This window comes from Erythrobacter sp. W302b (genome assembly GCF_046452395.1).
Classification (GTDB): Bacteria; Pseudomonadota; Alphaproteobacteria; order Sphingomonadales; family Sphingomonadaceae; genus Erythrobacter.
The window spans coordinates 1,395,989-1,419,682 of the sequence record NZ_JBKFDH010000001.1 but is presented as its reverse complement, the minus strand read 5'-3'; the positions used below and the strand labels follow the sequence as shown (position 1 = coordinate 1,419,682).

At 62.8% G+C, this 23,694-nt stretch carries 21 protein-coding genes and 1 tRNA gene; 14 read left to right on the top strand and 8 right to left on the bottom strand.

The features are described 5' to 3' along the window. The first annotated feature begins 10 nt into the window (after positions 1-10). Positions 11-766, top strand: coding sequence for a sulfite exporter TauE/SafE family protein (locus tag ACLBKT_RS06895; RefSeq protein ID WP_410182197.1), 756 nt, complete (start codon positions 11-13; stop codon positions 764-766). A gap of 61 nt (positions 767-827) precedes the next feature. Here the strand turns inward: ACLBKT_RS06895 and ACLBKT_RS06890 are convergent, their stop codons facing one another. Next, a complete protein-coding gene (locus tag ACLBKT_RS06890; protein ID WP_410182196.1) occupies positions 828-968 on the bottom strand; it encodes a hypothetical protein in 141 nt (46 codons plus the stop codon). A gap of 379 nt (positions 969-1,347) precedes the next feature. Between ACLBKT_RS06890 and ACLBKT_RS06885 the strand changes: the two genes are divergently transcribed. From ACLBKT_RS06885 to ACLBKT_RS06865, 5 genes are all read left to right on the top strand, one after another. Then, complete coding sequence (locus ACLBKT_RS06885; RefSeq protein WP_410182195.1) at positions 1,348-2,100, top strand: tyrosine-type recombinase/integrase; 753 nt, start codon at positions 1,348-1,350, stop codon at positions 2,098-2,100. 38 nt (positions 2,101-2,138) lie between these two features. Continuing rightward, positions 2,139-2,363: a hypothetical protein gene (locus ACLBKT_RS06880; RefSeq protein WP_410182194.1), complete on the top strand. Its 225-nt coding sequence runs from the start codon at positions 2,139-2,141 to the stop codon at positions 2,361-2,363. Positions 2,364-2,463: 100 nt separating this feature from the next. Further along, on the top strand, positions 2,464-3,330 hold the full coding sequence (locus tag ACLBKT_RS06875; protein WP_410182193.1) for a ParA family protein: 867 nt from the start codon (positions 2,464-2,466) through the stop codon (positions 3,328-3,330). Next, positions 3,330-3,758: a hypothetical protein gene (locus ACLBKT_RS06870; RefSeq protein ID WP_410182192.1), complete on the top strand. Its 429-nt coding sequence runs from the start codon at positions 3,330-3,332 to the stop codon at positions 3,756-3,758. The genes ACLBKT_RS06875 and ACLBKT_RS06870 overlap by 1 nt, the downstream gene beginning before the upstream one ends. After that, entirely contained in the window at positions 3,751-4,452 is a 702-nt protein-coding gene (locus tag ACLBKT_RS06865; RefSeq protein WP_410182191.1) for a hypothetical protein, read from the top strand. The genes ACLBKT_RS06870 and ACLBKT_RS06865 overlap by 8 nt, the downstream gene beginning before the upstream one ends. 216 nt (positions 4,453-4,668) lie before the next feature. Here ACLBKT_RS06865 and ACLBKT_RS06860 read toward each other — a convergent pair. Beyond that, a tRNA-Asn gene (locus tag ACLBKT_RS06860) sits at positions 4,669-4,743 on the bottom strand. 145 nt (positions 4,744-4,888) lie between these two features. Beyond that, the gene (locus tag ACLBKT_RS06855) at positions 4,889-5,683 is read right to left on the bottom strand and encodes an NAD kinase (protein WP_410182190.1); all 795 of its coding nucleotides are present in this window, start codon (positions 5,681-5,683) and stop codon (positions 4,889-4,891) included. 132 nt (positions 5,684-5,815) lie between these two features. Between ACLBKT_RS06855 and ACLBKT_RS06850 the strand changes: the two genes are divergently transcribed. Next, positions 5,816-6,658 (top strand): EAL domain-containing protein, encoded by an 843-nt coding sequence (locus ACLBKT_RS06850; protein ID WP_234031880.1) that lies wholly within the window; start codon positions 5,816-5,818, stop codon positions 6,656-6,658. A 231-nt stretch (positions 6,659-6,889) separates the two neighbouring features. Here the strand turns inward: ACLBKT_RS06850 and mfd are convergent, their stop codons facing one another. Together mfd and ACLBKT_RS06840 are read right to left on the bottom strand one after the other, a co-directional pair. Then, positions 6,890-10,390, bottom strand: a complete 3,501-nt coding sequence (gene mfd / locus ACLBKT_RS06845) for a transcription-repair coupling factor (protein WP_410182189.1) — start codon at positions 10,388-10,390, stop codon at positions 6,890-6,892. A 50-nt stretch (positions 10,391-10,440) separates the two neighbouring features. Further along, entirely contained in the window at positions 10,441-10,719 is a 279-nt protein-coding gene (locus ACLBKT_RS06840; protein WP_410182188.1) for a succinate dehydrogenase assembly factor 2, read from the bottom strand. A 165-nt stretch (positions 10,720-10,884) separates the two neighbouring features. On the opposite strand from ACLBKT_RS06840, the gene recG reads away from it, so the two are divergent. Continuing rightward, positions 10,885-12,960: an ATP-dependent DNA helicase RecG gene (gene recG, locus ACLBKT_RS06835; protein ID WP_410182187.1), complete on the top strand. Its 2,076-nt coding sequence runs from the start codon at positions 10,885-10,887 to the stop codon at positions 12,958-12,960. Here the strand turns inward: recG and ACLBKT_RS06830 are convergent. From ACLBKT_RS06830 to ACLBKT_RS06820, 3 genes are all read right to left on the bottom strand, one after another. Then, positions 12,957-13,457, bottom strand: coding sequence for a low molecular weight protein-tyrosine-phosphatase (locus tag ACLBKT_RS06830; RefSeq protein ID WP_410182186.1), 501 nt, complete (start codon positions 13,455-13,457; stop codon positions 12,957-12,959). The genes recG and ACLBKT_RS06830 overlap by 4 nt on opposite strands. 148 nt (positions 13,458-13,605) lie before the next feature. After that, entirely contained in the window at positions 13,606-14,988 is a 1,383-nt protein-coding gene (locus ACLBKT_RS06825) for an ABC1 kinase family protein (RefSeq protein WP_410182185.1), read from the bottom strand. A 95-nt stretch (positions 14,989-15,083) separates the two neighbouring features. Then, complete coding sequence (locus ACLBKT_RS06820; RefSeq protein ID WP_410182184.1) at positions 15,084-15,857, bottom strand: SDR family NAD(P)-dependent oxidoreductase; 774 nt, start codon at positions 15,855-15,857, stop codon at positions 15,084-15,086. 78 nt (positions 15,858-15,935) lie between these two features. Here ACLBKT_RS06820 and ACLBKT_RS06815 point away from each other — a divergent pair, with 78 nt between their 5' ends. The 6 genes from ACLBKT_RS06815 (at position 15,936) to ACLBKT_RS06790 (ending at position 23,687) form a co-directional block, all read left to right on the top strand. Continuing rightward, a complete protein-coding gene (locus ACLBKT_RS06815; protein WP_410182183.1) occupies positions 15,936-16,406 on the top strand; it encodes a DUF3429 domain-containing protein in 471 nt (156 codons plus the stop codon). Positions 16,407-16,515: 109 nt separating this feature from the next. Continuing rightward, a complete protein-coding gene (locus ACLBKT_RS06810; protein WP_410182182.1) occupies positions 16,516-18,885 on the top strand; it encodes an EAL domain-containing protein in 2,370 nt (789 codons plus the stop codon). Positions 18,886-19,511: 626 nt separating this feature from the next. Then, a complete protein-coding gene (locus ACLBKT_RS06805; RefSeq protein WP_410182181.1) occupies positions 19,512-20,618 on the top strand; it encodes a glycosyltransferase family 4 protein in 1,107 nt (368 codons plus the stop codon). Further along, entirely contained in the window at positions 20,615-21,547 is a 933-nt protein-coding gene (locus ACLBKT_RS06800) for a glycosyltransferase (RefSeq protein ID WP_410182180.1), read from the top strand. The genes ACLBKT_RS06805 and ACLBKT_RS06800 overlap by 4 nt, the downstream gene beginning before the upstream one ends. Further along, entirely contained in the window at positions 21,544-22,587 is a 1,044-nt protein-coding gene (locus ACLBKT_RS06795) for a glycosyltransferase (protein ID WP_410182179.1), read from the top strand. Before ACLBKT_RS06800 ends, ACLBKT_RS06795 begins: the two co-directional genes overlap by 4 nt. Next, positions 22,584-23,687 (top strand): acyl-CoA dehydrogenase, encoded by a 1,104-nt coding sequence (locus ACLBKT_RS06790; RefSeq protein ID WP_410182178.1) that lies wholly within the window; start codon positions 22,584-22,586, stop codon positions 23,685-23,687. The genes ACLBKT_RS06795 and ACLBKT_RS06790 overlap by 4 nt, the downstream gene beginning before the upstream one ends. Positions 23,688-23,694: the final 7 nt, after the last annotated feature.

The following is a 23,694-nucleotide window of genomic DNA, read 5'->3' as shown; positions in this document are numbered from 1 at the left end:
CGCGGATGTGATGATCGGGGCGGTTCCGGCGCTGCTGGCGCTCGCCTTTCTGGTCACTGCGCTGCTTTATGCCAGTGTCGGGTTCGGCGGCGGATCGACCTATTCGGCGCTGCTGGCGCTGTCGGGGCTCGATTACCGCCTGCTGCCGCTGGTCTCGCTCGCCTGCAATATCGTGGTGGTGACGGGCGGATCGATCCGCTTCGCCCGCGCCGGGTTGACCCCGTGGAAGAAGGCGCTGGTGATCGTGGCGCTGGGCGCTCCGGCGAGTTTCCTCGGCGGGCTGACGCCGATCAAGGAGGCGACCTTTCTTACGTTGCTGGGCGCCAGCCTGGTGCTGACGAGCCTGTTCATGCTGGTGCCGGTGCGCGAGAATGCCGAAGGTGCGCCGACCCGGTTTGCGCGCTGGATGCCGCTCGCCGCCGCGCCGCTTGGCTATTTCGCCGGTCTCGTCGGGATCGGCGGCGGGGTTTTCCTCAGCCCCTTGCTGCATCTGGCGCGCTGGCACGAAGCGCGGGGCATCGCGGCGACGGCGAGCCTGTTCATCCTCGTGAATTCGCTGTTCGGGCTGGCGGGGCAGATGGTGAAGAACGGCCCCGATCTGTTCGGGCAGGCGGTGGGCGCGGCGCTGCCCTTGCTGATCGCGGTGGTGATCGGCGGGCAGGTGGGCAGCCTGTTGGCGACCCGCGTGCTGCCGCCGCAGTGGATCCGCTGGCTGACGGCGCTGTTGGTGCTGGTGGTCGGTGTGCGGTTGCTGGTGGGCGTTTAGGCGGCGTTGGTCGTGGCCAGATGGGGTGGCTCAACGCCTGTCCCGCATCATCGCCAAGCCGCTAGGCCCCTTCGCCGTCCGCTGAGTCCGGCTTCGTGATCTTGGCCTCGAGCGACTCCTGCGCCAGCTTGTCCTCGGCGGCCTTGCGTGCCGACGTGGTGCGGGCCCGCTTGTGGGGTGTCGGTTCATCAGTCGCTGGCATAGGCGTCTCCTGACGACGGGCAGAGGCGCGTAGCAATAAACTGATCTATGTGAAAGCCGAAGTGCCAATCCCCGCCGCGTTTTGGGGGGTGGCCCGGGCGTTCCCGCACGCCCTGCCAGTCAGCATCCGATGCCGCATCGCCCAATCGGAGACCTCCGCGCGGTCCGCAGATGATAGCGGGACCACGGGGAACAAGGCTGACTTGTGAGAAAGGAAATTGGCTCCCCGAGTAAAATCAAATGGCCTGTCCAACGCCAACCAGTGACGGCCTCAATAAGCAATAAAATACAGTGCAATAATCTGCCCTTTTGGCCAGTCATGGCCATTGCCATTCACTCACAGCCACCATATTATGTGGGGAAGAAAGTGGGGAAGAATAATGGGCAAGCTGACTGCTGCCAAGGTGAGAACCGCCAAGCCGAGGATTGGCAAGGATGGCCAGCCAATCAAAGCGACCTTTCAGGATGGCCAAGGCCTTTTCCTCAATTGCTCTCCCACTGGTGCGAAGTCATGGATTTTGCGGGTGCAGGTTGACGGCAAGCGCCGCGACGTTGGGCTACCCGCGTTCTTTGCGAGTGAGTATGACAAGGGCAACGCTGCTGGCCGATCTGCGCTGCTGTTCGCTGTTCTGACAGCCGCCCGATCGGGCGAAGCGCGGCAAGCGACTTGGGAGCAAATCGATCTGGAGGCCCGCACTTGGACGCTGCCAGCCGAACTGATGAAAATGAAACGTCCTCACGTTGTCACCCTGTCCGATGCGGCGCTGGCGTTGCTGGAGGCCTATACCCCTGAGGATATGCGCGAGGGCCTGATTTTCCGAGGGCTGCGCGGCAAGCCGCTATCCGACATGGCGCTTTCTATGACCATGCGTAGCGCGGGCCGCACCGAAACCGTGCACGGCTTCCGCTCCTCTTTCAGAGATTGGGCAGCCGAGAAAATGCCGACTGTCCCCGCGATGGTGGCGGAAATGGCGCTGGCGCACAAAGTCGGCACGGCAACGGAACAAGCCTATTTGCGCAGCGATCTGCGCGACATGCGCCGCGCTCTCATGGATGCATGGGGCCGTCATGTTGCCCCCCAGCTGTCCGGCGTAGCAGACAATGTGACTGCGATAGCCAAGGCTTCCGGATAAGCCCTTGCCGCTTTGTTCTTAGTCTGTTCTTTGGGGGCATGAGTAGCAAACGCCTTGATTCTCTCTCCGACTTTTCGCGGCATAAATACCTGCTGAGGATCGATTGTGAGTGCGGGCGCGTGGTGCTGGCTGATCCCCACAAGATCATCGCTGCCTGTCAAGCAAAGCGCATCAGCTACCGGCTGGAGGCGGTTGCCAGCCGGTTGCGCTGCGAAAGCTGTGGGCGCAAGCCGTGGCGCGTGGGGCCGGGGCTTGGCAGCTAAAGCTATCAGACACTTGGCGGCTGGCAGCGGTGCGGTTACCTCTTGATTAGTACCGCGGCGTCTTCCATCGTTAGGAATTAGGAAGAGGGGAAACTGCCCTATGGGGATAGTGGTAACGGTGATGAATATGAAAGGCGGGGTCGGGAAGACGACAGTTTCCGCCAATCTTGCAGGCGTGCTAAGTCGTTATATGATCGGAGGAAAACCAGCATTGAAAGTGTTGGCAATAGACTACGATCCGCAGTTCAACCTCTCCCAAGCATATCTCCCTGCAAAAACCTATTTTTCGTTGGAGAAAGCTCGCAAAACCACCTTAGCTGTTCTCATGGACAGCGCCATTGAGCTCAATCCTTATGAGCTTCAGGTCCCCGGAAATCACCAGCCGCCATCCAGCTCAACATTGGTCACCAATATCTATAAGGGCAAAAATGGCGCACTCGACTTACTGCCTGCTACGCTCGACTTAATGTATGTCGCCCTCGGACAAGCCAATACGACTGTTAAGCCCATCGAAGAGCGTTTCGAGAAATTTGTGGCAGAATGCCGAGAGCAGTATGATCTAGTGCTAATTGATTGCCATCCAGCAGGCTCACTCTTTACGAAAACCTCGCTTATGAATTCCGATTTTGCTCTGATTCCCGTTATGCCGCAAAAGTACGCTGTCCGTGGAATCGGCCTAATGCTTGAATTCATGAAAGCAAAAAAAGCCGGCTCAAGTGAACCAAAGCCAATAATTCTTTTCAATGCCACAGCGAGGAACGGCGTCTCTGCAGAAGAAGCAACAATTCGCGGTAATCCAAAATACTCAGCTGCATGTATGGGTCAAACGTTGAAGTGGTATAAAGCCTTTGGTGAGCCCGAGGAGGGCCATGGTTTTGTGTGGCAAAGTACAAAGCCTTACAGCACGACGGCTTGGCAAAATCTGACAGCTGTGGCTAGAGAATTTAGAACAAGGGTAGGATTGTGATGGCTAGTGCTAGATACAGATCACTTCTTAGGGCGATTTTTTCAACAATTCTCGCATCTAGACTATCACCGGCAGACCTTAAGGTACTTGCACGGGAGCTTCGTGATGGTCGTCTTGGCGACGAACTGGCGTTTATGTTGGATCAAGTATCACCGCACTTTTCTGATTCAAGGGATGATACAGATGTCTTAGAAGACACCAAGGCGCTTGAAAACTTGGTTAAATCGAAAAGACTTTCGAAAAGGACGCTATCAAATATAATCATGAGCCTTGGTATTGAACCAAGTCAAGGAACCGTTCGTGAGATGCTAAATGAGTTCCTATTAGAAGCATCGCCTGCGAAGGTGCAAAAGCTAATTGATACCATCTCGGCCTCAGAGGCGGGTGACAGCTTCTTACGGGGTATTTCGCGAGAAAAATATGACTAGTCTCGAAGGCATACTTCAATCAATTGATTGGAAATCAAACTGCAAAATCGCTTTATCGCATAATGATGCTGAAGAAATGATAAGGGAGTTAAATACGAGAATTGCAGTTTGGTCTAAACAGCTTGAAATTGTCGATTTTGGAAATCCCGCGCTTTCATTTGTTCGAGAAATGCAGGCATCAGCCCAAATGAGTGGCGCACTTGTGGGGCTTTGCCTCTATAAAGCTTCGGCTGCGGCATCAAGGTCATTGGTTGAATCCTGCCTTTACTACAGCTATTTTAGGACGCATCCTGAGGAGCTAGCCACACTTGCAAATAATGAAAAATTCTACATAAGCAAACAGGAAATTATTGAATATCACAAGCTGCACACGGTCGGTTTTGTTGCCGCGCAAGGCCAATTTGGATTAGTTAGCGAATTGCAGTTATGGTATTCGCAGGTATCCGCTGTTGTGCATGGTCAGGTTCCGGGCACTTGGGGCGGATATCAGTCGTTGAGTGACATCGGTTTTGTGGACACCGTGCAAGATCAAGCGATGGCTACGCTTTTGACTGCAGGTCGTCTCGCTAACGACCTACTACTGTGCACTGTCTCTGGGAAATTTTGGGCGAGCTTCGCCCCCGACGCAAAGCAGTTTCTGCTTAAAGGGATGGCTGGTAGCAAGCGTCAAGCGCTCGGGCTGGATGCCAAATAGGCATGCCATAGCATCGCTGATTTAAGTTGATGTCGCATGATGATGTCGCAGGCGGCGTTCGCACGCTTCTCGTCTTCTACGGCGATGCATTGCGCTAGAGCTTGAGGACAGCCGACAGAAAAACCAAATTTTTCGCGAAGTGTGGGGAAATTTGTGGGGAAAACCCTGCGAGGCCCGACCTAACGTGCTGCAAAATCTCAGTATTTAGAAGAAAATTGGCTCCCCGAGTAGGATTCGAACCTACGGCCAAGTGATTAACAGTCACCTACTCTACCGCTGAGCTATCGGGGAGCAACTCTTCCAAGCGGTCTCAGGAAGAGCGGAAGCGCGCCTATATGGGGCGGTGCGGATGATTGCAAGAGGGTTTTGAAGGGCTGTCGCTCGTTCGCCCCATTGCGCGCAGGGCGATGGCGAGGCGGCCTTGCTGTGGGGCCAACTACGCGGTGATGAACTGCTCGGCCACGATCCGTTCCTCAAGGCTCTGGCCCGGATCGAACAGCAGCGTGAGCGCGCTGTCCTGCGCGATTTCGAGCCGGACTTCGGCGATGTCGCGCAGCTCCTTCTGGTCGGCGACGGCGGCGACCGGGCGCTTGGCCGGGTCGAGCACGCGGAGGATGATCTTCATCCGGTCCGGCAGAATCGCCCCCTTCCAGCGGCGCGGGCGGAAGGGGCTGATCGGGGTCAGCGCCAGCATCTTGCTGTCGAGTGGCAGGATCGGGCCATTGGCCGAAAGGTTATAGGCCGTCGACCCCGCCGGTGTCGCCACCAGCACCCCGTCACACACCAGCTCCCGAATCCGCACGCGGTCCCCCACGGTGACTTCGATCTTGGCGGTTTGCCGAGTCTCGCGCAGCAGCGAGATTTCATTGATCGCGCTCATCACATGGGTCTCGCCATCCTGCGTCACGGCCTCGACCCGCAGGGGCGAGATCGTCCAGTGGCGCGCCTTGTTCACGCGCGTGGCAATCGCCGCGCGCCGATCATACCGGTTCATCAGAAACCCGACCGTGCCAAGATTCATCCCGAAGGCCGGGATCACGCGGCCCGCATCGAGCATCGCGTGCAGGGTCTGGAGCATGAACCCGTCACCGCCGAGCACGACGACGGCGTCGGCTTGGTCCAGCGGCACCCAGTCGCCCTGGCTCAGCAGCGCATCATGGGCTTCCTGCGCGCGCGCCGTATCCGATGCGAGCAACGCCAACCGCTCAAAGCTCGTACCATTGCTCGCCATTCAACCCCCTCAGGCAGCGCTCGCCACTTATCCCCGGCGCATCGCTCGGCGTCATGCCTGATGTGCCAGATTCGGGCGGATTGCAATTGATGCGAGGCAGGCTTGCATTCAAGGGTTAAGGGGTAACGGGGCATGAGGAATGTGATGGAACAGGGTCGTACATCCTTGCGGGGCGCGGTGCGCGGGCGCTTTCCGGGCGTGAGTCCCGACGTGCTCGAAGCCGATCTGCTGAGCGCGCTCGACCGGCGCGAGATCGAAGTGCTGTTCCAGCCGCAGTTCTCCTGCGTGACCGGGGCTGTCGTGGGGGCCGAGGCGCTGGCGCGCTGGCGGCATCCGACGCTGGGCGCCATCGGCGCGCGCGATCTGTTCGCTGTGGCCGAGAAGGCCGCGCTGGTCGCGCCGCTTTCGCGCCATGTGGTCGCCCGCGCGCTGGAGGATGCGGCGACCTGGCCCGACAATCTCACTCTGTCGCTCAATATCACCCCTGAGGAGCTGGGCGACCCGCGCTTTGCCGCCGATTTCGCCGCATTAATCGGCCGCTCGGAAATCGCGCCGCAGCGGCTGATGCTGGAAATCACCGAGGATCTGCTGCTGCGCAATCTCGCGCAGGCAGCGTCCGCGCTCAAGGCGTTGCGGGGGCTGGGCTTCCGCACGGCGCTTGACGATTTCGGCGCGGGGTTCTGCAACTTCCGCTACCTGCGCGAATTGCCGCTGGATGCGCTGAAGCTCGACAAGGCCATGGTCGAAGGCGTGCCGGGCGATGCAACTGCGCTCGCCGTGCTGCGCGCGATCGTGGCGCTGGGCCGGGCGCTGGGCCTCGCCGTCTATGCCGAGGGGATCGAGGACGAAATCCAGCGTGCCGCGATCACCGCGGAAGGCTGCGATTACTGGCAGGGATTCCTTCGCGCCCAACCGATGCCGAGCGAGAGCGTGCTGGCACTGGCCCGCACCGCGCGGGGGATGGGGCACGGGTAGGGGTTTTGCCTCCGCATCGCTGGCCGCTTTTGGGAACGCAGTCTGACCCTGAGACAAGGCCGGATTTGGGTGGTTAGCTGCCATCCGTCGTCATCCCGGCGAAGGCCGGGATCCAGATCGGCAGGCACTGCACCATGAGGCGCTGTGCCCCGGCCTTCGCCGGGGTGACGGTTAGGGCAAGATCGGCCCCTTTCCCTGTCCGCCCGCCTTGTCCGGCATTCACCGCAGCAATCAGGCTGCCTTGTTCGCTTTTGCTGCCCGTTTGACGATCCCGGAGAGCCCCTTGGTGAGCTGGAACAGGCCATTGAGGCGGCTCAGCGGATCGCCCCAGGCGCGGTTGATGACCAGCTTCATGTCCGGGCGCAGCTTGGCAGTGTCCTTGCCGCCGCTATTGAGCCGCTCGACATAGGCGATGAGGCCCGCAGGATCGGGGAAGTCGTCATTGTGGAAGGTGACGAGCGTGCCGCGCGCGCCGACATCGATCTTGGCAACGCAGGCAAGGATCGCCTGATGCTTGATCTCGATCAGGCGGATGAGGTTCTTCGTCGGCTGCGGCAGATCACCGAAGCGGTCGATCATCTCGGCGGCCAGGCTTTCGATCTCGTGCTGCCCTTCGGCCTGATTGAGGCGGCGGTAGAGCGCCATGCGGACCGCGAGGTCGGGCACGTAGTCCTCGGGGATCATGATCGGCGCATCGACGGTGATCTGCGGGGTCAGCTTATCGCGGGGCTTGTCGAGGCCCATCTCGCCTGCCTTGGCGGCCATGATCGCCTCTTCCAGCATCGCCTGATAAAGCTCGAAGCCGACCTCGCGGATATGGCCCGATTGCTCGTCGCCGAGCAGGTTGCCTGCGCCGCGAATGTCGAGATCGTGGCTGGCGAGCTGGAACCCGGCACCGAGCGAGTCCAGATCGCCGAGCACCTTCAGCCGTTTCTGCGCGACTTCCGACAGGGCGACGCCGGCCTCATGCGTCAGATAGGCATAGGCGCGCAGCTTGGCTCGGCCCACACGCCCGCGCAGCTGATAGAGCTGGGCGAGGCCGAAGCGGTCGGCGCGGTGGATGATGATGGTGTTGGCGCTGGGGATATCGAGACCGCTTTCGACGATGGTGGTCGATAGCAGCACATCATACTTGCGGTCGTAGAACGCGCCCATGCGTTCCTCGACTTCGCTGGGCGACATCTGGCCATGGGCGGAGACGGACTTGATTTCGGGTGCGCGTTCGCGGAGCCATTCCTCGACCTCGGCCATGTCGGAGATGCGCGGCACGACGATGAAGCTCTGTCCGCCGCGATGATGTTCGCGCAGCAGGGCCTCGCGCATCACCATGTCGTCCCATTCCATGACGTAGGTGCGGACCGCAAGGCGATCGACCGGCGGGGTCTGGATGGTCGAAAGTTCGCGCAGGCCCGACATCGCCATCTGGAGCGTGCGCGGGATCGGCGTGGCGGTAAGGGTGAGGACATGAACGTCGGCGCGCAGCTGCTTCAGCTTCTCCTTGTGGGTGACGCCGAACCGCTGCTCCTCGTCCACGATGACGAGGCCGAGGTTCTTGAACTTGGTCGATTTGGAGAGGATCGCATGGGTGCCGACCACAAGGTCGATCTGGCCGTTCTCCAGCCCCTCCCGGGTTTCCGCTGCTTCCTTGGCCGTCACCAGCCGCGACAGGCGACCGACGTTGAGCGGGAAGCCCGCAAACCGTTCGGCGAAGTTCTGGTAGTGCTGGCGGGCGAGCAGGGTCGTTGGCGCAACGATGGCCACTTGTTGCCCATTCATTGCCGCAACGAAGGCGGCCCGTAGCGCCACTTCGGTCTTGCCGAAGCCGACATCACCGCACACCAGCCGGTCCATCGGGCGGCCGCTTTCCAGATCGCCCAGCACATCGGCAATGGCGCGTTCCTGATCCTCGGTCTCGGACCAAGGGAAGCGATCGGTGAACTGGCCGAGGGTCACGGGATCGGCGGGGAGGGCAGGGGCCTGCCGCAAGGCGCGCGCGGCGGCGACCTGCATCAGCTCGCCCGCGATGGCGGTGATTCGCTCCTTGAGCTTGGCGCGGCGACGCTGCCATGCCTCGCCTCCCAGCTTGTCGAGCGCCACCGCCAGCTCGGACGAACCATAGCGGCTGAGCACGTCGATATTCTCGACCGGGATGAACAGCTTGTCCCCGCCCGCATATTCCAGCGCGACGCAATCGTGCTGGCTCTTGCCGACGGGGATGGGTTCGAGGCCGAGATAGCGCCCGATCCCGTGCTCGATATGCACCACCAGATCGCCGCGCGACAGCGCCTGAAGTTCGGCGAGGAAGGCATCGGAATCCTTGCGCTTTTTCTTGCGCCGCACCAGCCGGTCGCCGAGAATATCGGCTTCGGTCAGGACCTCCAGCGTGTCGCTGGCGAACCCCGTTTCGAGCGGGAGGACGACCACGGCGGTCTTGTTCTTCGCCGCCAGCCCCAACGCCTGCTGCCAGCTATCGGCGAGCGCGGTAGGGGCACCTGCTTCGTCAAGGATCGACGCCATCCGCCGGGCGGAGCCGGTGGAATAGGCTGCCACCAGCGACTTGCGCGATCCCTTTGCGACCGACGTCAGGTGCTTGGCAGCGGCTTCGTAGACATTCTCCCCGCGCCCGCGTTCCGGCGAAAAGTCGCGGGCGGAGCGGAACCCGAAATCGAGCGTGCCTGCCTTTTCCTCGCTGGCAAAGCCGGTCGCGCGGTGTGCGTGCATGGCGGCCAGCCCCGACTCAAATTCCGCGCGCGTCAGGTACAGCGCATCGGGCTTCAGCGGGCGGTAGCTGCCCTTCTTTTCGCCCGCGATCCGGCCGCGCTGCTGGTGGTAATCGGCAATGTCAGTGAGCCGTTCTTCCGCCGCGCCCAGAGCGCCTTGATCGATGACGACAACATCATCCTTGGCGAGGTGATCGAACAGGCTCGCCATCCGCTCCTCGAACAACGGGAGCCAGTGCTCCATTCCTGCCAGACGCCGCCCCTCGGACACCGCTTCGTAGAGCGGGTCCTGTGTGGCGTTCGCGCCAAACAATTCGCGGTAGCGGCTGCGGAACCGCTTGATGCTTTCCTCGTCGAGCAGCGCTTCGGAGGCGGGGAGCAGCAGGTGTTCGTCGATCCGCTCCACGGTGCGCTGCGTGGCAGGATCGAACAGGCGCAGACTTTCCAGCTCGTCCCCGAAGAAGTCGAGCCTGAGCCCGGAATCAAGGCTGGAGGGGAAGATGTCGACAATCGACCCGCGCACGGCGAACTCGCCGTGGTCGATCACCGTATCCGTGCGGCTGTAACCTTGCCGGACAAGCAGTGCGGCGAGGCTTTCGTGCCCGATGGTGGTGCCGACACGGAATTCGCGCACGCTCTCGCGCACCCGGAAGGGGGTGAGCACCCGTTGCAGCAGGGCGTTGACCGTGGTCACCAGCAATTGCTGCGCACTGCCCGGTTGCTGTAAACGGTGCAGCGCAGCCAGTCGTTCGGCACTGATCGTCAGCGCGGGGCTCGCCCGGTCATAGGGCAAGCAGTCCCACGCGGGAAAGGCGATTACCTCGATCTCCGGCGCGAAGAAGCGCGCCGCTTCAGCTGCGGCCCGCATGGCCGCATCGTCCGGCGCGACGAACACCGCCCGGCGCTTGGCCGCCCGCGCCAGATCGGACAGCACCAACGGCAGGCTCCCGCGGGGGAGCGAGGCGAGGGTCAGCGGTTCACGGGCCGCGAGGATGCGGTTGAGATCGGGCATAGGTTTCCAGTCAAGCGGCGCGAGACCGAAGGGTTCCCGCGCAGGCCCTGTCAGCGCGGGATGTCGACGTAATCGAGCTTTTGCATCACTACCAGCAAATCGCCCGCCAAATGCTCCGGTGGCGGTTGTGAACCCAGCGCCCAGGCCATCACATCGACGTCATCCTCGTCGAGCAGGGCTTCGAACCACGCGAGTTCGGCCTCGCCCCAGGTTGCGTGGTAGCGATCAAAATAGCCGCCGATCATGTAATCGGCCTCACGCGTGCCGCGGTGCCATGCGCGGAACTTGGCGCGGGCGAGACGTTGATCAAAAGAGGGCGTGTCGGTCATGGGGGTCGTCTAGCGTTGCGCCCGCTACCCTTCAACTCGTCATTGCGAGCCGAAGGTGCGGCGATCCATGAACGGACCTGTCCACATCCTGCAACGGTGGAACATGGATTGCCGCGTCCCCTTCGGCTCCTCGCAATGACGAGAATTGGGTGGTAGTGGTTATCCATGCGCCCTGAGGCTCTCAATCCGCTGTTCGCCGAAGTCACGACGCTGGAAGGCGTCGGCCCGAAGCTGATGAAGCCGCTCGAACGGCTTGGCCTGACGCGGGTCAAGGATGTCGCGTATCATCTGCCCGAGCGCTTCGTCAGTCGCCAAGCGATTGCCGATCTCGACTCCGGCAGCGAGGGCGAGCAGGTCATCATCGCGCTCACCGCGATCGAACACCGCGCCCCGCGTGCGGGAAGCCGCGGGCCGTACCGGGTGCTGGCGCAGGATGCGGTGAGCAATGTCTGCGCGCTGACGTGGTTCGGCAAGGCGGCCTACAGCGCGAAGAAGCTTGTGCCGGTGGGTGAGAAGCGCTGGGTGGCCGGGCGGCTCGACCGTTATGGAGACATGCTCCAGATCGTTCACCCCGATCATATCGAGGCGGAAAGTGCCGCCAATATGGGCCGCCTCAGCGAGCCGGTCTATCGCCTCTCGGAAGGGCTGACTCAGCCACGGATTGCCGATTTCGTCCGGCAGTCGCTCACCCGCCTTCCGGTGCTGCCCGAATGGATCGAACCCGGGCAGCGGGAGCGCGCGGGTTGGCCTGCCTGGGCCGATGCGCTGCGGTTGGGGCATGAGACCACCGACGCCAGGGCGCTCGACCGGCTCGCCTACGACGAGTTGCTGGCGAACAGCCTTGCGCTGCTGCTGGTCAAGGCGGAGGGGCGGCGGAGACGCGGGCAAGCCTTGGCGGGTGACGGGAGCCTGCGCGCCAAGCTGCAACTGCCCTTCGCGCTGACGGGCGCGCAGGCGCGCTCGATTGCCGAGATCGCCGGCGACATGGCCCAGGAAGCGCCGATGCTGCGGCTGCTGCAAGGCGATGTCGGGGCGGGCAAGACGGTGGTGGCGCTCAACGCGATGCTGATCGCGGTGGAATCGGGAAAGCAGGCAGCCTTGCTCGCGCCGACCGAGATTCTGGCCCGACAGCACTTCGAGACTTTGCGCAAGATGCTTGGGCCGACGGGGGTCGAGATCGCCTTGCTGACCGGCCGCGCGAAGGGGCGGGAGCGCGAATCGATCCTGATGGGGCTGATGGACGGTTCGATCCAGATGCTGGTCGGCACCCATGCGATCTTTCAGGACACGGTCAATTACCGCGATCTGGGGCTGGTGGTGATCGACGAGCAGCATCGCTTTGGCGTGGCGCAGCGATTGGCGCTCGCGGCCAAAGGCAGGCGTGCGCCGCATACGCTGGCGATGACCGCGACCCCGATCCCGCGATCGCTGACGCTGGCGCAATATGGCGAGATGGACGTGAGCCGGCTCGACGAATTGCCCCCCGGGCGGCAGGCGATTGACACGCGCGTGGTGCCGCAAGACCGGATGGACGAGGTCGTTGCCGGGGTCGAACGCCATCTCGCAAGCGGGCAACAGGCCTATTGGGTGTGCCCGATGGTGCGCGAGATCGACGGCGTGCCCGATCTTGCGGACATCGCCGCGGCCGAAGCGCGCTATGCCGCGCTGAAGGAGCGGTTTGGCGAGGCAGTGGTGCTCGTCCACGGCCAGCTCCGTCCCGAGATCAAGGATGCGGCGATGGAACGCTTCGCCAGCGGTGCGGCGCGGCTTCTGGTGGCGACCACGGCGATCGAGGTCGGGGTGGACGTGCCGTCAGCCACATTGATGGTGATCGAACAGGCCGAACGCTTCGGCCTTGCCCAGCTTCACCAGCTGCGCGGTCGGGTCGGTCGGGGGGCGGAAAAATCGACCTGTCTGCTCCTGCGCGGCAGTGCGCTGTCCGAAACGGGTCGCGCGCGGCTCGCCCTGATGCGCGAGACGCAGGACGGGTTCCGAATCGCTGAGGAAGACCTCGCCCTGCGCGGCGGCGGCGAGTTGCTGGGCACGCGGCAATCGGGCGAGGCGGCGTTCAGGATCGCCAATCTGGAACAGATGCAGCGCCTCTTGCCGATCGCGCACGGCGATGCCCGGTTGCTGATGGAGCGCGATGGCGGGCTCACCAGCCCGCGCGGGGAGGCGGCGCGGATTCTGCTTTATCTGTTCGAGCGCGACTGGGGAGTGCAGTTGCTGCGGGGTGGCTAGACCCGCTGTTGCACGCTTTCGCGGATGAAGCGGTCGACCCAGGCGCCTGTGCCGAGCGCAATCATGCGCCACGCTTCCTCAAATGCGGCGGTATCGCCATAATAGGGATCGGCCACGGGCTCGCCCCGGCGACCATCGACCGCGTCCATCAGCATCGCCAAAGTGGCCGTGCCATCGCGCGGTGCGCGGGCGCGCAGACCTTCGAGATTGGCGCGATCCATCGCGATGATGTGGCTGAACCGGTAGAAATCATCCCGCGTGATCTGCCGTGCCGATTGCTCGGTGATGTCGATGCCATTCACACTGGCAACGGCGATGGCACGCGGATCGGGCTGGCTCCCGACATGAAAGGACGCGGTTCCTGCGGAATCGACATGAACCGAAAGCTGTCGTTCCAGCGCGGCTGCGCGGAACGCACCCTCCGCCAGCGGTGACCGGCAAATATTGCCCAGACACACGAACAAGACGCCGACCCTATGCTCAAATCCCCCATGCATTGGCGGGCGTTAGTATAAAATATCATGCCTGTCCACGCCCTATCACCTTGGTTTAATGCAAAACATGTAACTTTGTTGGTCAGTGTTAGGAAGATTAGCAAAGATCGACGTGTGCAGGACGCATGGGCCACGCGGGGTGCGGCCCAGCCTAGGCTGCGGCTGCGGGAAGCGGCGCGGTGGTCGCCAGAACCTCTTCGGTGATCCGCCGAATATTGACCTTGGCCTTCAACCGCGCGCCGAGCAGTGCGGTGCCGCTTACCTTGCGCTGCACGAACAGCGTCTCGATCGGCGGAAAGGCCCAGGTGTCCTTGTCCTGCGCGATTGCCCAACCTTCCTCGCGCAGCAGCGGGATGAAGGCCCGGTCACCGAAGTCAAAGGGCGCATCGGCGCGCATTTCGTTGATGACGATATCGATCATGCGGTTCACCCGCTCGGGGTGCTTTTCCGCCACAATCGGCATCATGAAACCGGCTTCGATGGTGGCGGTGAGAACCTCTTCGGCATTGCCGCGCAGGCCGGCGGCGAGCATCTTGCGATAGCCGTTGGACACCATCGGGTCGACCGGGCGGCAGGCCCCGAAGTCGAGCAGGATGATCTCACCTGTCTCCCGCCGATAGCGGAAGTTGGCGAAGTTGGGATCAGTCTGCATCACGCCGAATTCGAACAATTCGCGCGCCACCAGCCGGATCAACCGGCCAAACACCGCGTCGCGGCGTTCCGGCGGCTCGTTGCCGAGTTCCTCGATGCTCACCCCGTCTTCAAAGCTCATGGCAAGGATCGAGCCGCGGGTCAGGCCTTCGTGAAGCTTGGGCACCACAAAGCCCGGCGTGTCGGCCAGCCGCTCGCGATAGAGTGCCATCTGCTCGCCTTCGCGCTTGTAATCGGCTTCCTCATGCAGCTGCTGCTTGGCCGCCGCCATCAGCTTGCCCATTTCCAGTTCGGGCGGAGCAAAGCCTGCGACCTTGAGCAGCGTCATGACGTTGTCGACATCGGAATCGATGCTTCTGGCCACGCCCGGATATTGCACCTTGATCGCCAGCTCCTCGCCATCGCGGGTGAGGGCCTTGTGGACCTGACCGATGGAGGCCGCGGCGATAGGCCGGGGGTTGAACCAGCGGAACTGCTTGCGCCAATCCGGCCCCCATTCGGCGCGCAGCACGGCATCGAGCTGCTTGGTCGGCATGAAATTGGCCTGATCGCGCAAGGTGGCGAGGATCTTGGACAATTCCTCGGGCAGGAAATCGCCCGCATCCAGGCTGATCATCTGCCCCATCTTCATCGCCGCGCCGCGCAGGTGGGACAGGCGATCGGTCATCCGCTGGACATTGCCGGGCGTGAGGATCAGGTCGCGGGCATTGATCCCCTCGCCGCTGGCGATCCGGCGTGCGCCTTCGGCCACCATCCCGCTTGCCACGCCGCCAACCAGCCGTCCGAACGTGCCGAACCGCGCGATCCGCCCCGCAGGAACGGCGCGCTGGCGGCGCTTGTCTTGGGGGGGCGTGTCAAAGTCGGGAATGTCGTCGTCGGCCACGAGGAGGGGTGTTCCAATTGCGAGAGGCTTTCGCGGGCAACGGCTCGGGCGCGCCTGCGTTCCACCGGAAATGATACCGCTCAGCGCATACGCAACTAGGAAATGCTCAGCCCGCCATCGACCGGGAGACACTGCCCGGTGATGTAATCGGAATGCGGCGAGGCGAAGAACACGGCGAGGCCTTCGAGCCCCGCATGATCGCCCGGACGGCGCAGCGGGATGCGCTTGGCCATCCATGCCGCGAATTTGGGATCGGCCTTGGCGGTGATGTCGGTTTCGTAGAAGCCAAACAGCAGGGCATTGGCGGTGATCTGATAGCGCGCCAGTTCGAAGGCGGCGGCGCGTGTCAGCCCGTTGAGCGCGGCCTTGGAGGCGGCATAATCGGACGAGCGGTTGACGCCCATGATCGACTGGCCCGATGAGGTCGCGATCAGCTTGCCGCCCGGATCGCCCTGCGCGGCGCGATCAATCATGTGACGGGTGACATGCTTGTATACCAGCGCCGCGCCCCGCGTGTTCACCGCCATCGTGTGATCCCAGCCCGCCGCCGTGATGTCAGGAATAGCGGTGCCCGCACCCGAAATCCCGGCATTGGCAAAGCAGGCATCAATCCGCCCGAACGCGCCGAGCGTGCGTTCGATTGCGGCAGCGACATCCTCCTCTTCGGTCACATCGCAGGTGAGGGCAATGACATCGCCATCACCAAGCCCGCGCAACGTCTCGACCGCGGCGGCGTTCTTGTCCGCATTGCGCGCCAGAATTGAAACGTGTGCGCCCGCCCTGGCCAGCCCGCGCGCCATGGCGAGGCCAAGCCCGCCATTGCCGCCGGTGATGATGGCCGCAGTGCCGCTGAGATCGAAGATGTTCATGGCCCTGAGTGGTGGCGCAAACCGGCGTGGCTCGCAAGAGGATCGGGAACCGCAACGCTTGGCAGGGTTTGAGCCGCCATGGACGCAGCAACACCACATTCTCCCGCTTCGCTTTCCCCAGCCGCCCGCGCCTTGGGTTATGCCGGGCTATTGCCACAGATCATCTGCATCGCGTTGATCCTCATGGGGCACGAATGGCGCTATTCTGCGCTCGCAGGCGGGTTTGCCTATGCTGCGGCGATCTTCAGCTTTCTGGGCGGGGTGTGGTGGGGTCAGGCGCTCGCCAGCGGCCGCGCGACCACGGGCGCCTATGTGATCGCTGTCATGCCAAGTCTCTTGACCCTCGCGCTGTTCCTCCCCTGGACGTTTGGCTGGGAATGGCCCGGCCCCGCGCTGTTCTATCTGGGGGCGCTCATCCTTGGTTCGCCGCTGATCGACCGGGCGCTTGGCTATGCTGCGCCAGACTTTCTGCGGCTGCGCTGGCACCTCTCGATTGGGCTCGGCAGTCTGACGATTGCGCTTGGCTTTCTGTCCGACCGGGTGATCTGATGCGCCGGATGCGCAGGTACTTGGGTCAGTGCTGCGGCTTTCGTTTGCGATGAATTAACCAACGTATCCTAGGGACAAGCTTGACTTTGCCCTCGGGAATGCGCGTTTGATGTTCGGAAAGCTTCAGTTTCTGGCCGACACGATACGGCGCAAGTTCGGCTTGGCCGGCGAGGAAGTCGCTGGATTCAAGCAAGAACTTGCGCAGCGTTCGGGTGCCGCCTTGCTGCGCCGCAAACGCACCAAAGTCGCAATTCTGGCCGTTCTGTTCGGGGTAGTGTCGTCTGTTATCGAGCTTCCGCTGCCGCTGGAAGATGTCTACCGCGCCGCACGTGCAGAGTTGCGGTCCCGCCCCGCGCCGCGCGATGTCGTGATGATCGCGATCGACGACAAGACACTTGCCGCCAACAAGCGCAACCTTCCCAACCGGGCGCAAGATACCAAGGTTGTCGATACACTGATCGCTTCCGGCGTGCGCCGGGTGGTGTTCGACCGCGCGCATGCCGATCCCGAAACGCCGAAATCCGACGCGATGTTTGCCGATATGCTGGCGCGTCATAGGGGCAAGGTGTGGCTGGGCGTTGTCCCGGCAAGCGATATCGGCTTCCAGCGGGTCGACGAGATCGCGCCGCTCCCGGAATTCCGCAAGACCGTCAATCTCGCAGCGATGAATGGGCGCGCCAATCTTTTCGGTCTGTCGGTGATCTTCCCGACCTCGATCGACCTCGGTGGCAAGAAGGAGGGATCTATCTCTGCCGTCCTTGCCGAATATCAGGGGCCGGAGCGACAGTATCGGCCCGACACCGCCTTCGATGCCTCGAGCGTTCCCACATTCAGCTATGTCGATGTGATGAATGGCCGCGTCCCTGCGGCCGAGTTGCGCGGTAAAAATGTGGTGATCGGGCAAGCCTTCTTCGGATCGAGCGACTACTACTTCTTGCCGTTCCGCCCGAACACGAAAGTGCCGGGCTCCTATTTTCATGTTCTGGGTGCGCACACATTGAAGCGCGGCGTCCCGCTTGACATGATGTGGTATCCGGCGATGCTCCTGGCTACGCTCGCCATGGCGGTGCAGGTGGTGAGCCGGCGGCGGGCATCTAAGTCCTTGCTGATTACATCGTTCGGGCTGCTGATCGGGACATTCGTGCTCGACGAATTCACGGTCAATATCGATATCATGTCCGCTTTGCTTGCCATGGGGGCTGCCGCTATCGGCTTCCAGCGGATCAATCGCAGGTATTACAGTAGTGATGTTGATGCGATGACGACCTCGGCGATCGCCTCGGATCGCCCGAGCGAGGAGCGCGACGTCTACGCGCTCAAGATCGCCAATCTCGCCGAATTCTCGGAAGAATGGACCGCACGCGAGATCGGGGAATTCGTAAACACGCTGATCGCTTACGTGAAGGGGCCGGGCGAAGTCGGCGATGTCGCGTTCGAGCGGGACCTGCTGGTCTGGCTCGCGCCGCGCATGGAGAATGGTGAGCTCGAACGCCATGCCGATGGGCTTGCCATGATGCTCAAGACCGCGATCAGCTATGACTGGCAGTCATCCAACAGCGCTCCTGCGCTCGGGATCGACACCAATCACGACCTGCCGGTCGCCTCGCGCATCAAGAAAGCGATGCAGGCGGCAGACGAAGCCGCCAACCGCGGGGTGCGTTTCATCATCAACGACGCTGCGTATCTCGAAGCGCGCAATAATCGACTTCAACTGATCAAGGTGCTGGAAAAGGGCCTGCGCGACCGCGACATCGGCGTGGCCTACCAGCCCAAGATCGACCTGGCCTCAGGTCGGATCGTCGGTGCGGAAACCCTGATTCGCTGGCAACCCGAGGGTGAGGAGCCGGTCAATCCGCAAGAACTGGTGCTCGCAGCCGAGGCGGGCGACCGCATCAATGAGCTTACCTTGGTTGTGATGGAGCAGGCATTGCTCGAGGGCAAGCAGGCGATTGCGCTGGATCCGCGCTTCAAGCTGGCGGTCAATATGTCGGCCAAGAGCCTGTCGGATACGCACCTGCTGTTCGATATCATGACCTTGCTGGGTCGCTTTGCCTTCCCGCCCGAGAATTTGACGCTGGAGCTGACCGAAACCGCCAAGCTTGAAGATGACCGGATTTCTCCGCAGATCGCGGCGCTCAAGGCGCGTGGCATCGGCCTGTCGATCGACGATTTCGGCACTGGCCAATCCAATCTCGAATATATCGAGAAGCTGCCGAGTTCCGAACTCAAGATCGACAAGCGCTTCGTGCAGCACATGGCCACATCCGAGGAAAGCCGCGCGGTGGTTCGTGCCACGATCGAGATTGCGCATTCGCTCGGGAAGGTCGTCGTCGCCGAAGGCGTTGAGGACATCTCGGTTGCCGCAGCGCTCAAGGCGATGGGCTGCGATCAGGCGCAAGGCTATCTGTTCTCGCGTGCCATTCCGATGGCCGAACTTCTCGCAATGATGGGCGGAGGGCGCATCGCAATTTACGGTTGATTAAGGTTAATAATGTGTTAAACACCTCCTACAGCTTTTAGCGCTGATAGGAGTGTATTTTATGTGGGGTTGGATCACGCACATGTTTGGCAGCCGCTAAGACGGCTCCGTCAGACATAGAAGAAAGCCTCGGGAAACCGGGGCTTTTTTCGTTTCAGGGGCCGCGTTTGGCCAAGCATTCCGCGCGCAGAAACGGATAAGATAGCCCGTCGGCCGCGCATCGTTTCGCGGCTCGAATGTCGATAAAGTCGGACGCTGAGCGATTCTCATTAACCATTGCGCTGGATGGGACGACGGCGGCGACGGGTGCGGATCGACTTGCCTTTTCGCCAACGTGCGATTCGTCATGTCGGTTCGCTGACACTTCGCGATGAGCGCGCCTCGCGCCGCAGGCTGTTCGGTCTCCAACATCCGGGAGACCCTTCGTGGCCATCCAGACTTGACCCGCCAGTGCCGGGCTCGGTGATACCACCAAGGCCTTTGCCTGCCGCCGCGTCCGCGTCCTGCTGCGCAGCAGGGCACAGGGTCCTGGTGTTCCAAACGCATGATCATTTCGGGAGTTAGGGACAGCACCGTTCATAGGGCCCATGGTTCTGAGCTTAGGCCGCTCAACCCCCAGAGGCTCCATGCTCAAGATCGCGATCATCGCACATCTCAAATACGCGATTGCCGAGCCCTTCGCCGGCGGCCTCGAAATGCATACCCATTTGCTCGCCAAATCGCTGCGCGAGCGCGGCCATGATGTGACGTTGTTTGCGTCGCTTGCGTCCGATCCGGCGCTGGGGATGGAGGCGATTTGCGAGGAAACATCGCTTCTGGAAACCGGCCTTGCGGAAGCGGGGAATGTCGCTTTCTTTCGCGAACACCACGCCTATCTGCGCCTGATGACCGATTTGCAGACGCGGTCTTTCGACATCATCCATAACAATTCGCTGCATTATCTCCCGCTGACGATGGCTGCGACTTTGCGTGCGCCGACGGTCACCACGCTGCACACCCCGCCGTTCTGCTGGCTGGAAAGCGGCGTCAGGCTGAGCCGCAATTCGAACCACCTCGTCGCGGTTTCCCAGGCGACTGCCGATCTGTGGCAGAGCGTCACAGCTGTCGACTGTGTCATCCCCAACGGGATCGACCTCGATCTTTTCCCCTTTAGCCCACAGGCTGCCGCTGATCGCTATCTCGTGTGGTATGGAAGGATCGTCCCGGAAAAGGGACTGCACCTCGCCATAGATGCCGCCCGCGCGGTTGGTTTGCCACTCAGGATTGCCGGGCCCCGTTCCAACCCCGCCTATTACAGCGAGCGGATCCTTCCCCGTCTGGGCGATGATGTCACCTACGTTGGTCATCTGGCGCACCGCGATCTCGCCAAACTGATCGGTGGTGCCAGCGTTGCGCTATGCACCCCGTGCTGGGAGGAGCCCTACGGCCTCGTCGTGGCCGAGGCACTGGCGTGCGGCACACCGGTTGCCGCGTTTCGCCGGGGCGGGATCCCGGCGATCGTTGATGAGACCTGTGGTGCCTTGGCCGAGCCGGATGATGTGACAAGCCTTGCCGCCGCCATTCGCGCCGCGCTGACCATTGATCGCGCTGCCTGCCGCCGCCGGGCTGAGGCGCATTGCAATGCACACCGCATGGTCGATTGCTACGAGCAGCTTTATCGCCGCTTGACCAGCCGGACGGCGGATCTCGCACAGCAGCCAGATCGCGAAGCGGCGTTGGCTCTCAGCGCATGACGCGGCCGGTCGTCGTCTGTGTCCCGGCCCGCAATGAGGCGAAGCGATTGCCGGTGCTGCTTGCGGCCTTGGCGCATCAAACCTTGCCGTCGCCGATCAATGTGGCCTTGTGCGTCAACAATTCGGCCGACGGGAGTGCCGAGGCGGCGCAGGCGGCGGCTGCGAAGACCGATGGGCGCTTGCGGCTCAAGCTGCTGAACTGTGAATTCGCGCCGGAACAGGCTCATGCCGGATCAGCGCGGCGGGCAGCGATGGAACTTGGCGCTGAATGGCTGAATGATGACGATGCGTTGCTCGTCAGCACCGATGCGGATTGCCGCCCGCCTGCGAACTGGCTCGAAGCCAACCTAGCGAGTGCAGGTCCATTGCGAATCGTTGGCGGACGCATCGAACTTGACGAGAGGGAGGCCGACACATGGCCTCTGCTGTTCGATTTGCGCCACCGCTTTGACGATTACTGGAGCAAGGTTCGCACAATCGAGGATGCGGTCGATCCCGTTGCGTGGGATTTGCCGCCCCGCCACGGAGATCACACCGGCGCGAGCCTCGCGCTGACGGTCGGGCTGTATCGCGCCGCGGGGGGCGTTCCAACGATCCCGTCAGGTGAAGACCGCGCGCTGGTGGCGGCGGCGGTTGCCGTGGGCGGCGAGCTCATTCATCCGCCGACCATCTGGACCCGCACGTCTGCGCGGCCTGAGGGCAGGGCGAATGGTGGCATGGCAGAGGAGCTGCGCGGTTGGCTTGTTGCCGGGGCGGACGGCATAGACCCCAAGGTTCCGGCATTCCACCACTGGCAATCCCGCGCGCTGTGGCGCCGCGCGATGCGCCGAGCGCTTGGGCCCGGTGAGCTGATGCTGGCCGAAGCCAAGCTGCCCCCCATGCCCTGCGACATGGCTCTGCCTCAGCGAGTGCGAGCATCGGCGGCATGATCGGATACTATGTCCACCATCAGGGCGAAGGCCACAGACAGCGCGCCGCCGCGATTGCAGCTGCCTATCGCGGGTCGATGATGTTGATCGGCACAGGGCTGGGCGACCGGTTGAATGGAATACCTTGTCTTGACCTGCCCGATGATCGCCTGCCGCATGGCCAGTTCGATGGGCGGGATGGGGCCACACGGCCGTCCGCGCTGCACTACGCTCCGCTGCACCACAAGGGCGTGCGCGATCGGGTTGCGCTGATCGCCAAGTGGATTGCGGACGCTCAGCCCGATCTGATGATCGTCGACGTGTCGGTCGAGGTCGCGATGCTCGCACGCCTGGCCTCCGTCCCGGTGGTCTATGTTCGCTTGAGCGGCAGACGCAGCGATCCGCCACACCGCGATGTGTTTGGATCGGCGCAGGCGCTGCTCGCACCCTTTGCCGAACCGCTGGATGATAGGGCCACCCCAGGTTGGGTGAAGCAGAAGACCTTTTACGCCAGTGGGATCGTTTCTGCGGGAGACGCGCGCAGTGCAGATCCTGGCCGCGTACTCGTCGTGGCGGGGCGGGGCGGCGAGGCGGCTGACGGTGCACGATGGGCCGAAGCCGCTGCTGCGGTGCCGGACCGGCAGTGGCGGGTGATTGGGCCTGCCATCGCGCCAGCAAGAATACCGGATAATCTCGAGTTCGCTGGATGGGTGACAGGCGCCGATGCGGAGATTGCCAGCGCGGGCGTCGTCATCGGGGCGGCGGGCGACGGGCTGGTCAGCGCCGTCCTCTCGCATGAGCGGCCCTTTATCTGCTTTCCCGAGCCCCGTGCTTTTGATGAGCAAGCGATCAAAGCCCAAAGGCTCGCCGCGCTTGATGCTGCGATTGTGCCCGCGATCTGGCCTGAGGGGAACCATTGGCGGCTGGTCATCGCAGCGGCCGAGCGTCAGCCGGATCGGCGCCCGCCCGCGCTTCGGGTCAGGGACGGAGCGGCGCGGGTCGCCCGCTGGCTCGAACAATGCACCCAAGCACCCCATGCCCTGCGAGAGGCCCGATCATGACCGCCATTCCCAGACCCCGTGATAATCCGGCAGTGAGTCTGTCAGACGATTTGGCGCGGCTGGGCGAGCGCTATGACGCCGTTTCGCGCTTCCCATCGGACAGTCTCGACATGCTCGTCGCCCGCGGCCTGCACCGCCGCTTTGCGCCGCCTGAGGCTGGCGGTCAGGCGTTTGCCGATGAGGAAGCTTGCAACGCCCACATGCTGACGGCTCTGGCCGAGGTGGGGCACGGCGACCTCAGCGTCGGGCGCCTGTTCGAAGGCCATGTGAATGCGCTGCTGCTGTTTCGCTGGTATGGCTCGGCATCGCAGACGCAGTGGCTGCGCGAGCAATTGGCGCGCGGCGCATGGTTCGGCGTATGGGCGAGCGAACCACCCCCGGGTGTACGGTTCCAAGGCTCGGAAAGCCTCCGGCTGACTGGCGCTAAGAGCTTCGCCAGCGGCGCAGGCGGGATCGACTGGTCGGTGGTAACCGCAAGCAGCGAAGGCGAAGCGCGCCGTCTTGTCATCGTCTGCGCCAATGATCCTGAGCGGAGCGATCTGTCAGGCTGGCGGGTGCGCGGGATGCGGGCCAGTGTCAGCGGGAGCTATGACCTCGAAGGCATGGCCGTGACCGATGCCATGCTGCTTGGCGAGGCGGGCGAATATGACCGCGAACCGCGCTTCACGGCCGGAGCGTGGCGGTTCTGCGCAGTGCAGCTGGGCGGCATCGAGGCCCTGATCGCGGAGACGGCGCGGGGCATGCATCCCAAGGCTCGCGAAGACGCGATCCTGCGTCAGCGCTTTGCCAAGGCCTATGTCGCCGCCCGCAATGCGCGGTTCTGGGTCGAGGAAGCCGCCCGGAAAGCCGCCACGGAGACAGACGACGCCATCACCACCGCCCGCATTGCGCGCGGCATGACGGAGGATGCCGGCCTCCTTGCGATCGAGACCGCTGCCCGCATTCTCGGCACCCGCAGCGCCTTTGATGGCCAGCGCGCGGACAAGATTGCGCGCGATCTATCGCTCTATCTGCGGCAGGCAGGCCCGGATTACGCCCGCGACGAGGCGGCCAAAGACATTCTGGCGCGCGAGTTTGCGCTGCCCGGCTCATTGCCATGAGGGCGGC